Source organism: Micromonospora parathelypteridis (assembly GCF_014201145.1).
Taxonomy (GTDB): Bacteria; Actinomycetota; Actinomycetes; order Mycobacteriales; family Micromonosporaceae; genus Micromonospora; species Micromonospora parathelypteridis.
This window is the reverse complement of the sequence record NZ_JACHDP010000001.1, coordinates 6679314-6691358: the sequence shown is the minus strand read 5'-3', so window position 1 is coordinate 6691358 and position 12045 is coordinate 6679314. Positions and strand designations below refer to the sequence as shown.

At 71.2% G+C, this 12045-nt stretch carries 14 protein-coding genes; 7 read left to right on the top strand and 7 right to left on the bottom strand.

The features are described 5' to 3' along the window. Positions 1 to 59 precede the first annotated feature (59 nt). Together HNR20_RS30240 and HNR20_RS30235 are read left to right on the top strand one after the other, a co-directional pair. Positions 60 to 1055 (top strand): cation diffusion facilitator family transporter, encoded by a 996-nt coding sequence (locus HNR20_RS30240; RefSeq protein ID WP_184186966.1) that lies wholly within the window; start codon positions 60 to 62, stop codon positions 1053 to 1055. 61 nt (positions 1056 to 1116) lie between these two features. Then, complete coding sequence (locus tag HNR20_RS30235) at positions 1117 to 2202, top strand: DUF3866 family protein (RefSeq protein ID WP_184186963.1); 1086 nt, start codon at positions 1117 to 1119, stop codon at positions 2200 to 2202. 22 nt (positions 2203 to 2224) lie between these two features. Here the strand turns inward: HNR20_RS30235 and HNR20_RS30230 are convergent, their stop codons facing one another. The 4 genes from HNR20_RS30230 to rfbA all read right to left on the bottom strand — a co-directional run bounded on the left by HNR20_RS30230 (position 2225) and on the right by rfbA (position 5458). Continuing rightward, positions 2225 to 2419, bottom strand: a complete 195-nt coding sequence (locus tag HNR20_RS30230; protein ID WP_184186960.1) for a hypothetical protein — start codon at positions 2417 to 2419, stop codon at positions 2225 to 2227. 101 nt (positions 2420 to 2520) lie between these two features. Next, the gene (gene pafA / locus HNR20_RS30225; protein ID WP_074309747.1) at positions 2521 to 3879 is read right to left on the bottom strand and encodes a Pup--protein ligase; all 1359 of its coding nucleotides are present in this window, start codon (positions 3877 to 3879) and stop codon (positions 2521 to 2523) included. Positions 3880 to 3947: 68 nt separating this feature from the next. Further along, a complete protein-coding gene (gene rfbC / locus HNR20_RS30220) occupies positions 3948 to 4571 on the bottom strand; it encodes a dTDP-4-dehydrorhamnose 3,5-epimerase (RefSeq protein ID WP_184186957.1) in 624 nt (207 codons plus the stop codon). Continuing rightward, on the bottom strand, positions 4568 to 5458 hold the full coding sequence (gene rfbA, locus HNR20_RS30215) for a glucose-1-phosphate thymidylyltransferase RfbA (RefSeq protein ID WP_184186954.1): 891 nt from the start codon (positions 5456 to 5458) through the stop codon (positions 4568 to 4570). The genes rfbC and rfbA overlap by 4 nt, the downstream gene beginning before the upstream one ends. A gap of 87 nt (positions 5459 to 5545) precedes the next feature. On the opposite strand from rfbA, the gene rfbB reads away from it, so the two are divergent. Genes rfbB through HNR20_RS30190 form a run of 5 tightly spaced genes read left to right on the top strand, consistent with a single transcriptional unit; the run spans position 5546 to position 9794 of the window. Beyond that, positions 5546 to 6547 carry a dTDP-glucose 4,6-dehydratase gene (gene rfbB / locus HNR20_RS30210; protein ID WP_184186951.1) on the top strand — a complete coding sequence of 334 codons (1002 nt, stop codon included), beginning with the start codon at positions 5546 to 5548 and terminating at the stop codon, positions 6545 to 6547. Continuing rightward, positions 6544 to 7431, top strand: a complete 888-nt coding sequence (rfbD, locus tag HNR20_RS30205) for a dTDP-4-dehydrorhamnose reductase (RefSeq protein WP_184186948.1) — start codon at positions 6544 to 6546, stop codon at positions 7429 to 7431. The genes rfbB and rfbD overlap by 4 nt, the downstream gene beginning before the upstream one ends. After that, positions 7428 to 7799 (top strand): DUF2304 domain-containing protein, encoded by a 372-nt coding sequence (locus tag HNR20_RS30200; RefSeq protein ID WP_184186945.1) that lies wholly within the window; start codon positions 7428 to 7430, stop codon positions 7797 to 7799. The genes rfbD and HNR20_RS30200 overlap by 4 nt, the downstream gene beginning before the upstream one ends. Further along, positions 7792 to 8493, top strand: coding sequence for a glycosyltransferase family 2 protein (locus HNR20_RS30195; protein ID WP_184186942.1), 702 nt, complete (start codon positions 7792 to 7794; stop codon positions 8491 to 8493). The genes HNR20_RS30200 and HNR20_RS30195 overlap by 8 nt, the downstream gene beginning before the upstream one ends. Then, positions 8490 to 9794, top strand: coding sequence for a lipopolysaccharide biosynthesis protein (locus HNR20_RS30190; RefSeq protein ID WP_184186939.1), 1305 nt, complete (start codon positions 8490 to 8492; stop codon positions 9792 to 9794). Before HNR20_RS30195 ends, HNR20_RS30190 begins: the two co-directional genes overlap by 4 nt. Before the next feature lie 77 nt (positions 9795 to 9871). Here HNR20_RS30190 and prcA read toward each other — a convergent pair whose 3' ends face one another. From prcA to HNR20_RS30175, 3 genes are all read right to left on the bottom strand, one after another. After that, positions 9872 to 10702, bottom strand: a complete 831-nt coding sequence (gene prcA / locus HNR20_RS30185; RefSeq protein ID WP_184186936.1) for a proteasome subunit alpha — start codon at positions 10700 to 10702, stop codon at positions 9872 to 9874. Between the two features lie 61 nt (positions 10703 to 10763). Next, on the bottom strand, positions 10764 to 11603 hold the full coding sequence (gene prcB / locus HNR20_RS30180) for a proteasome subunit beta (protein WP_184186933.1): 840 nt from the start codon (positions 11601 to 11603) through the stop codon (positions 10764 to 10766). Continuing rightward, on the bottom strand, positions 11522 to 11890 hold the full coding sequence (locus HNR20_RS30175; RefSeq protein ID WP_229687322.1) for an endonuclease VII domain-containing protein: 369 nt from the start codon (positions 11888 to 11890) through the stop codon (positions 11522 to 11524). Before HNR20_RS30175 ends, prcB begins: the two co-directional genes overlap by 82 nt. Positions 11891 to 12045 lie beyond the last annotated feature (155 nt).

Genomic DNA, 12045 nt, shown 5'->3' with positions numbered 1-12045 from the left:
TCGGTGGTGTCGGCGGACTCCGGCGGCGGGTTGCCTCTACCGGTCATAGGGTGGCCCTCATGTCGCAACCGGAGCTCAAGACCGAGAGCGTCGGCACCGTCCTCGTCGCGGGCGCCGCCAACCTCGCCATCGCGGTCGCCAAGCTGGTCGCCGGGGTCATCTCCGGCTCGGCCGCGATGCTCTCCGAGGCGGCACACTCGGTCGCCGACACCACCACCGAGGTGTTGCTCTACCAGGCGCTGCGCCGCGGCGCCCGACCGGCCGACCAGCGGCACCCCTTCGGCTACGGCAAGGAGAGCTACGTCTGGGCGTTCTTCGCCGCGATGTTCACGTTCGTCGCCGGCGCCGGTTTCGCCGTCACCCACGGCGTCACGACGATCCTGGTGCACGAGCACAGCGGCGACTACCTGATCTCGTACATCGTCCTGGCGGTGTCGTTCGTCATCGAGTCGATCTCGCTGGCCCGGGCCCTGCGGCAGGTCCGCAGCGAGTCGAAGCGTTGGGGGACCACTCCCCGACGCTTCCTGCGCCTCACCGCCGACACCACTGTCAAGGCGGTCTTCCTGGAGGACAGCGCGGCTCTGATCGGTCTGCTGCTGGCCGCGGCCGGCGTCGGCCTGTCCCACGTCACCGGCGACGAGGTCTGGGACGGCATCGCGTCGATCCTGATCGGGCTGTTGTTGCTGACGGTCGCCGGGATCCTCGCCGGCAACAACCTGTCGCTGCTGGTCGGCCGGGCCGTCCCGGAGCGGCTGCGCCACGAGATCGAGCAGGAACTGACCGGGCTGCCCGAGGTGGAGCGGATCGACACCCTGATGACGATGCAGCTCGGCCCGGACGACATCCTGGTCGCCGCGAAGGTCGACTTCAGCGACGAGGCCACCGGCGCGGCCATCGAGGCCACCGCCGACGAGGCCGAACGACGGCTGACCGAGCGGTACCCGGAGATCCGTTACGTCTTCCTCGACCCCACCCGCTCGTTGCCCGGCGCCACCGGCCGGGCCCGGCACACGCAGGCGGACCCGGCCGCCGGCGACGAGCCCCACCGCCCCTGAACCACGGCAACGGCCGCACCCGGGCGCGGGCCGCCGCGCCCGCGCGGCTAGCGTGCCCGTCATGGTGCGATGGCGTACGGGGACGGTGGCGACGCTGCGACGGCAGTGGACCGGGGCGGTGGAACTGGACGTGGACCTGCCCGACGGCACGCGCATGCGGGCGCTGGCCTATCCCGAGCTGGTCGGCACGCCCGAGCCCGGCGACCGGGTGCTGCTCAACGCCGGTGCGCTGCTGATGGGGTTGGGCACCGGCGGGTACGCCCTGGTGGTCGCCCTGCCGGACCGGCTGCCGCCGGACCCACCGGAGGTCAGCGACACCCGCGATGCCGGGCACCTGGTCAAGGCCCGCTACACGCCGTTGCAGCCGATCCTGCTTGGCGTCGACGAGGAGGCGTCCCCGCACCGCGACGTGCTGGCCGACGCGGACGACCTCGGCGGTCTGCCGGTGGTCACCGCCGACCTGCACTCGGCGCTGCCGGCGATCCTGGCCGGCATCCGGGCCGACGCCCCGCAGGCGCGGGTGGCGTACCTGCTCACCGACGGTGGGGCACTGCCCGCCTGGTTCTCCCGCACCCTCGCGGGGCTGCGCGCCGAGTTGGCCGGCACGATCACGGTCGGGCAGTCCTTCGGCGGCGACCTGGAGGCCACCACCCTGCACGGCGGTCTGCTCGCCGCCCGGTACGTGCTGGGCGCCGACGTGGCCATCGTGGCCCAGGGGCCCGGCAACCTGGGCACCGGCACCCGGTGGGGGTTCTCCGGCGTCGCCGTCGGTGAGGCGGTCAACGCGATCGCCACGCTGGGTGGCCGGCCGATCGGCTCGCTGCGCATCTCCGACGCCGACGCCCGCCCCCGGCACCGGGGCGTGTCACACCACAGTCTCACCGCGTACGGCCGGGTGGCGCTCGCCCCGGCGGAGCTGGTGGTGCCCGACGACCTGCACCCGGCGCTGGCAGCCGAGGTGGACGCGTCGTTGGCCCCGCTGGCTGCCCGGCACCGGATCGTCCGGGTGCCCACCAAGGGTCTCGACGCCGCTCTGCGCGCCAGCTCGGTGCCGCTGTCCACCATGGGCCGTGGTCTCGACGCCGACCACGCGTACTTCCTGGCCGCCGCCGCGGCCGGCCGCCACGCCGCCACGCTGCTCCCCTGAGGAGCCGCGAAGCGGGTGCTGATCAGGCCAGGAAGATCAGGGCGAGCCAGCCGCCCACGATGAGCACGAGGGCCAGGGCCAGCACCCACGTCGGAACGGTGTATTCACCGCGGCGGTTACGGTCGACCTCGGCGCGGATCTTGTCCCGCCGACGTTCGACCCAGTTCTGCCGCTCGGTGCCGCGCTCGGGGCGGTCGGGAGATCCGGAAGTCGTCATGGCGCGCTCAGCTTACCGGGCCGCTCAGCTCGCCTGGCCGCTGAGCCCACCGGGCCGGCCGGCCCCGCCGGTGGACACCACCACCGGGGCCGGCACACCCGTCACATGCTGGCGATCAGGCGCTCCACCCGCTCGTCGTACGCCCGGAACGGGTCCTTGCAGAGCACGGTGCGCTGCGCCTGGTCGTTGAGCTTCAGGTGCACCCAGTCGACGGTGAAGTCCCGCCTCTTCTCCTGGGCGTGCCGGATGAACTCGCCGCGCAGCCGGGCCCGGGTGGTCTGCGGCGGAGTCTCCTTGGCCTCGAAGATCTCCGGGTCGGTGGCCACCCGGTCGACCTCGCCGCGACGCTCCAGCAGCCCGTAGAGGCCACGGCCGCGACGCACGTCGTGGTAGGCCAGGTCCATCTGCGCCACCCGGGGGTGCGACAGCGGCAGGTCGTGCTTGCGCTGGTAGCGCTCGATCAGCCGCAGCTTGCTGACCCAGTCGATCTCCCGGGAGACCGGCTCCAGGTCCCCGGTCTCGACCGCGTTCAACACCCGACCCCACAGCTCGACGACCCGCTTGGCGGCCTGGTCGCCGCCGCGGCGCTCGACGAACTCGGTGGCCTTGGCCAGGTACTCCTGCTGGATGTCCAGGGCACTGACCTCCTTGCCGGAGGCCAACCGCACCTTGCGCCGGCCGGTGATGTCGTGCGACACCTCCCGGATCGCCCGGATCGGGTTCTCCAGGGACAGGTCGCGCATCACCACCCCGGCCTCGATCATCCGCAGCACGATGTCGGCGGTGCCGACCTTGAGCAGCGTGGTGACCTCGTTCATGTTGGAGTCACCGACGATCACGTGCAGCCGTCGGTAGCGCTCCGCGTCGGCGTGCGGCTCGTCGCGGGTGTTGATGATCGGGCGGCTGCGGGTGGTCGCCGAGGAGACGCCCTCCCAGATGTGCTCGGCACGCTGCGACAGGCAGTAGACCGCGCCGCGCGGGGTCTGCAGGACCTTGCCGGCCCCACAGATCAACTGCCGGGTGACCAGGAACGGGATGAGCACGTCGGCGAGCCGACCGAACTCGCCGTGCCGGGAGACCAGGTAGTTCTCGTGGCAACCGTACGAGTTTCCCGCCGAGTCGGTGTTGTTCTTGAACAGGTAGATCTCACCCGCGATGCCCTCGTCGTGCAGTCGCTTCTCCGCGTCGACGAGCAGGCCCTCCAGGATCCGCTCGCCGGCCCGGTCGTGGGCGACGAGATCGGTCACCGAGTCGCACTCCGGTGTGGCGTACTCCGGATGCGACCCGACGTCCAGGTAGAGCCGGGCCCCATTGCGCAGGAAGACGTTGCTCGACCGACCCCAGGACACCACGCGACGGAACAGATACCGCGCGACCTCGTCCGGGGACAGCCGCCGCTGCCCGCGATAGGTGCAGGTGACGCCGTACTCGGTCTCGAGGCCGAAGATTCGCCGCTCCATGGTGAGACATTAGCCGCCCGGAGGCCCGGTTCGTCACTGTCACACCACAGGTCGTGCCCCGGGGGCGGTCACATACCGGTTGAGTGCGACATTCCGTCCGGCCCAAGGGTCGCCACGAACCGCCGGCAGTTGTCGTACTCCGGCAGCAGGCCCCGCTCGCGAGCCTGCGCCAGCGTCGGTGCCGCGTCGTCCCGCGCGGACAGCAGCGGAACGTCGGCGGGCCACTCGACGCCCAGCTCCTCGTCCAGCGGGTGCACCGCGTGCTCGCCGGTCGGGTTGTAGCTGGCCGAGCAGAGGTAGCTCAGCGTCGCGTCGTCGGTCAGCGCGCAGAAACCGTGCCCCAGCCCCTCGCTGAGGTAGACCGCCCGCCGGTCGGTGTCGTCCAGCCGGACGCCCTCCCAGCGGCCGAAGGTGGGCGAACCCACCCGCAGGTCCACGATCACGTCGAGGACCGCGCCGCGCACACAGGTGACGTACTTGGCCTGCCCGGGCGGAACGTCGGCGAAGTGGATGCCGCGCACCACGCCGCGCGCGGAGACCGACAGGTTGGCCTGGGCCAGGCGCAGCGGATGCCCCACCACCTCGGCGAGCTTGTCGAAGCGGTACCACTCCATGAACATGCCGCGCGGGTCGCCGTGCTGCTGGGGGGTGATCTCCCAGGCGCCCTCGATGCTCAACTCCCGGATCTTCACCACGCCACCCCGTGACTGCCCTTCGGCTCGGCCAGCAGACCGAGCAGGTAATCGCCGTAACCGCTCTTGGTCAGCGGCGCGGCCAGCGCGCGCAGCTGGTCGTCGTCGATGAGGCCGGCCCGCCAGGCCACCTCCTCGACACAGCCGATCTTGAGACCCTGCCGTTCCTCGACCACCCGGACGAACTCGGCCGCCTGCATCATCGAGGTGAACGTGCCGGTGTCCAGCCAGGCGGTGCCCCGATCCAGCACGGTCACCGACAGCTCCCCGGTCTCCCGGTACACCTCGTTGACCGCCGTGATCTCCAGCTCGCCACGGGCGCTCGGGGTGAGCTTGCGGGCGATGTCCACCACCCGGTTGTCGTAGAAGTACAGGCCGGGCACCGCGTAGCGGGACTTCGGCCGGGCCGGCTTCTCCTCGATCGAGAGCACCCGACCGGCGTCGTCGAAGTCGACCACGCCGTACTCCTGCGGGTTGGACACCTGGTAGGCGAAGACCCGACCGCCGACCGGGTCACCGTGCTCGGCGAGCTGCCGGCCCAGACCCACGCCGTGGAAGATGTTGTCGCCGAGGATCAGCGCCACCGACTCGGCGCCGATGAAGTCCGCACCGAGGATGAACGCCTGCGCGATGCCCTCCGGGCGCTCCTGGCTGACGTACTCCAGGCGCAGCCCGAACTGGCTGCCGTCGCCGAGCAGCCGACGGAACTGGTCCTGGTCGTCCGGAGTCGTGATCACCAGGATCTCCCGCACCCCGGACATCACCAGGGTGGAGAGCGGGTAGTAGACCATCGGCTTGTCGAAGACCGGCATCAGCTGCTTCGAGACCGCCCGGGTGATCGGCCAGAGCCGGGAGCCGGTGCCGCCAGCAAGTAGGATTCCACGCACCGGGGAAGCCTAGCGGCACAAAAGCCGGATGCGCCGGGGGGTCACACCCCCCGCAGCGCGCCCAACTTCGCGTACACTTCCCGACCCGTGAGGATCCTCGTCACCGGCGGAGCCGGATTCATCGGGTCGGAGTACGTTCGCCTGCTGCTGGGCAAGCCCCTCGGCAGTGCCGACGGCGTGCCGCCGCTCGAGCCGGCGGTCGTGACCGTGCTCGACAAACTGACCTACTCGGGCAACCTGGCCAACCTCGACCCCGTCCGCGACGACCCGCGGCTACGGTTCGTCCAGGGCGACATCTGCGACCCGACCATCGTCGACGAGGTCGTCGCCGACCACGACGTGATCGTGCACTTCGCCGCCGAATCCCACGTCGACCGGTCCATCGCCGGCGCCGCCCCGTTCGTCACCACCAACGTCCTGGGCACCCAGACCCTGCTCGACGCCGCGCTACGCCACCGCACCGGCCGCTTCGTGCACGTCTCCACCGACGAGGTCTACGGCTCCATCGACGACGGCTCCTGGACCGAAACCTGGCCCCTCGCCCCGAACTCCCCCTACTCGGCGTCGAAGGCCGGCTCCGACCTGCTCGCCCTGGCCTACCACCGCACCCACGGCATGGACGTCGTCGTCACCCGCTGCTCCAACAACTACGGCCCCTACCAGTTCCCCGAGAAGGTCATCCCGCTGTTCGTCAGCAACCTCCTCGACGGCGGCACCGTCCCCCTCTACGGCGACGGCGGCAACATCCGCGACTGGCTGCACGTACACGACCACTGCCGCGGCATCGCCCTCGTCCAGCAGAAGGGCCGCCCCGGCGAGGTCTACAACATCGGCGGCGGCACCGAGCTGACCAACAAGGAACTCACCGGCCTGCTCCTCGACGCCTGCGGCGCCGGCTGGGACCGCGTCGTCCCGGTCACCGACCGCAAGGGCCACGACCGCCGCTACTCCCTCGACATCACCAAGATCCACGAAGAACTCGGCTACACCCCCAGCATCACCCTCGACCAGGGCCTCGCCGACACCGTCGCCTGGTACCGCGACAACCGCACCTGGTGGGAACCCCTCAAGACCACACCCGCCGCATGACCCGGCTACTCGTCACCGGCGCCGGCGGGATGCTCGCCCGGGACCTGGTCACGGTGCTGCACACCCGGCCCGACCTCAAGGTGACCGCCGCCAGCCGCGCCGACCTGGACATCACCGACCCCGCCGCCGTCCGCGAGGCGGTCGCCGCGCATGACATCGTGATCAACACGGCGGCGTGGACCAACGTTGACGGCGCCGAAGCCAACGAGGCGGCAGCCACCGCCGTCAACGGCGACGGCGTGGCGAATCTCGCGTCGGCGTGCGCCGCCAGCGGTGCGCGGCTGATCCAGGTCTCCACCGACTACGTCCTCGCCGGCGACGCGCAGTCCCCCTACCCGGAGGACGCGCCCACCGCGCCGGTCAACGCCTACGGCCGGGGCAAGCTGGTCGGCGAGCAGGCCGTCGCCCAACTCCTGCCCGACAACGGGTACGTGGTCCGCACCGCCTGGCTGTACGGCGCGCACGGGCCGAACTTCGTGGCCACCATGCTCCGTCTCGCCGGCCAGCGGGAGTTCATCAACGTGGTCGACGACCAGCACGGCCAGCCCACCTGGTCCTACCGGCTCGCCGAGCGGCTCGTCGCACTCGCCGAGGCCGCCCTGGAGGGCCGGGCCGAGCCCGGCATCTACCACAGCACCTGCGCCGGCCAGACGACCTGGTACGGGCTGGCCCGCGCCACGTTCACGCTGGCCGGCCTGGACCCGGACCGGATCCGACCCACCACCAGCGACCAGTTTCCTCTTCCTGCTCCCCGCCCGGCGTACAGTGTGCTAGGGCACAGCCGCTGGGCGGCCGCGGGCTTGCCGTCGCTCCCGGACTGGCACACCACTCTTGTCGACGCGTTCGCCTCCCCCGCTCCGCCCGCTCCGTGGAAGGTCGCATGAAGCTCACCCTCGTCACCGGCTTGACCGGCCTGATACTGCTGGCCACGATCGTCGAGCTGCTGCGCCGCCGGCAGCTCCGCGAGAAGTACGGCATGCTCTGGCTCGGCGTCCTGGTGATCGTCATCCCGCTGTCGCTCTTCCCCCGCCTGCTGGACAACGTCGCCGAACTGCTCGGCGTCGCCTCCGGCGTGAGCCTCGTGCTCTTCCTCGGCATCGTCTTCCTGCTGCTGGTCTGCGTGCACCTCAGCTGGGAGGTCAGCCACCTGGAAGAAGAGACCCGCACCCTGGCAGAAGAATTCGCCCTGCTCCGCACGGAGATCGACGCGGACCGGGCGGCCCGAGACGAACTGGTGCGCAACGATGGTTAACGGCAAGCGGGTCCTGATCATCATCCCGGCGCTCAACGAGTCCGGCTCGATCGCCGACGTGGTCGGCGAGGTCCGCGGTGAGCTGCCCGGCGTCGACGTTCTCGTCGTCGACGACGGCTCCACCGACCGCACCGCCGCGGTCGCCGCCGCGGCCGGCGCCCGGGTCGCCAAACTGCCGTACAACCTCGGCGTCGGCGGCGCCATGCGGGTGGGCTACCGGTACGCCCGCGACCACGACTACGACGTCGCCATCCAGGTCGACGCGGACGGCCAGCACGACCCCCGGTACGTGCCGAAGCTCGTCGACCTGCTCGACGAGACCGACCTGGTGATCGGCGCCCGGTTCGCCGGCGAGGGTGACTACAACGTCCGCGGCCCCCGCCGCTGGGCCATGGTCATGCTCTCCGGCGTGCTGTCCCGCGTCGCCCACACCAAGCTCACCGACACCACCTCCGGGTTCCGCGCCGCCAACCGCCGGGTGATCGACATGTTCGCCACCTGGTACCCGGTGGAGTACCTGGGTGACACCGTCGAGACGCTGGTGCACACCGCCCGACGCGGCTACACCATCCGCCAGGTGCCGGTGGCCATGCGCAAGCGGATGGCGGGCACCCCCAGCCACTCCCCCGCCAAGGCCATGATCTACCTCGGCCGCGCCTTCGCCGTCCTCACGTTGGCGCTCATTCGCCGGTGATCCGCAGGCTCCTGAGTCTCGTCCCACCGGGCACCGTCGCCGTCGGCGCCGGCCTGGCCCTGCTGGGACTGGCCTCCTACGTCCACCTGGCCGTCGCCGGGCACAGCCTCACCGAGGCGGACTACAACTCCCTCTCGGTGCTCTGGTCGATCGTCTTCACCCTCGGCATCGGCCTGTTCATGCCGGTCGAGCAGGAGGTCGCCCGACTCGTCGCCGCCCGGCACAGCCAGGGCCTCTCCCCCGGGCCGGTACTGGCCCGGGGGGCGGCCCTGGCCGCCGGCCTGCTCGCCGCCGTGGTCGCGCTGATCATCGCCGCCCGGGGGCCGCTCGCCGACCGACTCTTCGACGGCGACGGCACCATGGTCGCCGTCCTGATCGGCGCGTTGGCCGGGCTCGCCATCGCGCACACCACCCGCGGGATCCTCTCCGGCCTGCAACTCTTCCCCTGGTACGGCACCCAGCTCGGCATCGACGGCGGCCTGCGGATCGCGCTCGTCGCCGTGCTCGGCCTCAACGGCGTCACCAACCCCGTCTGGTACGGGGCGGTGCTCGTCGTCGCGCCCGTCGCCGGCGCCATCCTCACCGCGCCACCGGTCCTGCGGGCCATCGGCGGTGGCGCACCCGTGGCCTGGGCGACCCTGCTACGCGGCCTCGGCCTCCTCACCGTCTCCAGCCTGCTCTCCCAGGTCGTGGTCAACATCGGCGTGATCAACGTCAAGGTTCTGGACCCGTCCGACGCGGCAACCGCCGGCGCGCTGCTCTCCGCGCTGGTGCTGGTCCGGATCCCGCTGTTCGTCTTCGCGTCGCTGCAGGCATCACTGCTACCCGGCCTCGCCACCACGGCCTCCACCGGTGACCTCGCCGGCTTCCACAACCTGCTGCGCCGGGCACTCGGCATCGTCAGCGCGCTCGGCCTCACCGGCGCCGTGCTCGCCGTCCTGCTCGGTCCGTGGCTGGTGCAGGCCCTCTTCGACGCACCCGGTCTCGGCCACGCCGACTTCGCCTGGCTCGCCGTCGCCACCCTCGCCTACCTGTGGGCGATGGTCCTCGGCCAGGCCCTGCTCGCTCTCGACCGGCACCGGGCACAGGCCCTCGCCTGGGCCATCGGCGTGGCCGCGCTCGTCGTCGCCACGCTCGCCCCGGTCTCCACCGCGCTGCGAGTCGAGCTCGGCTACGCCATCGGCTCCGTCGTGGTGGCCGTCGTCATGGCCGTGCTGCTGCGCACCCGCACCGCCCGCTCGACGCCCACCCACGCCCCTCCCCTCGAGGCCGTCACGCCTGGAGTGACCGGAGTGTCGTGAGCATGGCCGCCCGCCGCCGGGCTGGACATGCGGCGGCGGGCGGCCATGAACTCAACCGCCCGCCGCCCTGTCCGGTGTTACTTGCCGTCCGCCGGCTTGTCCTCCAGGTCCGCGGACGCCGCCGACGTCGTCGGCTTGTGCGACTCCGTGGTCGGCTGCGCCGGCGTGTCGGGGCCACCCGCCTCCGCCGGCTGCTCGGCGGCGGACACATCCCCGTCCAGCAACGCGGTCAACGCCGCGCCGGTGATCCGGCGGAACGTACGCCCCACCCGGTGGCGGTCCAACACCGCCACCTCCAACTGGTTGGCGGCGATCGTCCGAGCGGCGCCGCCCTCCCCACCAACCGTGCTCAACGCCTGCACCGCCACCCGGGCCGCCTCGGCGAGGGACATGTCCGCGCGGTGCTGTGACTTCAGCACGCCGGTGATCGCCTCGGCCTGACCACCCATGGCCATCCGCCCCGGCTCGTCGTTGACCGAGCCGTCGTACGTCAGCCGGTACAGCTCGTCGTCGTCCGCGGTGGCACCGACCTCCGCCACGCAGATCTCCACCTCGAACGGCTTCGACTGCTCGGTGAAGATGGCACCCAGCGTCTGCGCGAACGCGTTGGCCAAGGCCCGGCCGGTGACGTCACGCCGGTCGTAGCTGAGCCCGTTCAGGTCGGCCATCCGCACACCGGCCCGGCGCAGATTCTCGAACTCGTTGTACCGGCCGACGGCGGCGAACCCGATCCGGTCGTAGATCTCGCTGACCTTGTGCAGGGCGCTGGAGAGGTTCTCCGCGACGAAGAGCACCCCGCCGGAGTAACTGAGGACCACGGCGCTGCGACCCCGAGCGATGCCCTTGCGGGCCAACTCGGAGCGGTCGCGCATGATCTGTTCGGGCGAGGCGTAGAACTGCATGGCCACGGCGGCGGTTCTCCTTACGGCGCGGTGCTGACGACTGCTGACTGGTGGGGGTGGACGGGGCTCAACCGCCCGGGTTCTCCATCCGGCTGGCGACCACGCCCTCGGCGATCGCCGCCGTCTCGGCATCGGTCAGCCGGCGGGTGCCCTCGGCGGTAGCGGTCATCACCACCGGATAGATCCGGCGGGTCAGGTCCGGTCCGCCGGTCGCGGTGTCGTCGTCGGCCGCGTCGTAGAGTGCCTCGACCGCGAGCCGGGTGGCATCGTCAACCGACAGGCCGGCCCGGAAGCGCTTCTTCAACGCCGACTTCGCGAAGAGCGAGCCGGAGCCGATCGCGTCGTAGCCGGTCTCCTCGTACGGGCCACCGGTCACGTCGAAGCTGAAGATCCGCCCGGCCCTCTCCGGGTCGGCGCCGGCCAGGTCGAAGCCGGCGAAGAGCGGCACCACGGCCAGCCCCTGCATGGCCGCGCCCAGGTTGCCCCGGATCATCGACGCCAACCGGTTGGCCTTGCCGTCCAGTGAGAGCATCGCGCCCTCGATCTTCTCGTAGTGCTCCAGCTCCACCTGGAACAGTCGCATCAGCTCGATTCCGATGCCCGCGGTGCCCGCGATGCCGACCAGCGAGTACGCATCGGCCGGGTGCACCTTCTCGATGTCGCGCTGGGCGATCAGGTTGCCCATGGTGGCCCGGCGGTCGCCGGCCATCACGACGCCACCCGCGGCCGAGATGGCCACGATGGTGGTCGCGTGCGGCGCCAGGTCGGCTGCCATGCCCGGCGGCAGCGGCCGCCGACCGGGCAGCATCTCGGGAGCCACCCGACTCAGGAACGTCGTGAAGGAGGACGTCCCCGCGTTGGTGAACACATCTGGTAGACGCCCGGATGGATCAAAGCCCGCTGCCACGTGGTTCCTCTCAGGTACGTGATCGCCCTGGCCAGCCTCATGGGACTGTCACGGAACTGGCCAAGACCACCGTTGCAGTTGAAGCAGAGTATCCCGCGCACCCATCCGGTGCGATGATCGTGGTCCAGATGTTGCGGGTCCGCGCCACCACAGATCGCGCAGACCCCGCCCTGCTCGGCCAGGAGCTCCGGAAACTCCTTCTCAGGCGTGGTGGCATGGCTTGCAGTATGTGCCGCAGCCCGTGCTGTCCGAGCGGTTACGGCGAAGTCGGACAAGGGCTTGGCCATCGCACAGTCCACGCGGAACCGATGACCCTCAGGGGCCTCGCGGGCCTTCTTCACCTCGCGACCGTGCCGCTGGCAGAAGACAAATCAAGGGGCAGCCACTCGCCGCAGTCGCGGTAGCGGCGGTGGCCATCCCGGTCATCCAGAGGACGAGGCAC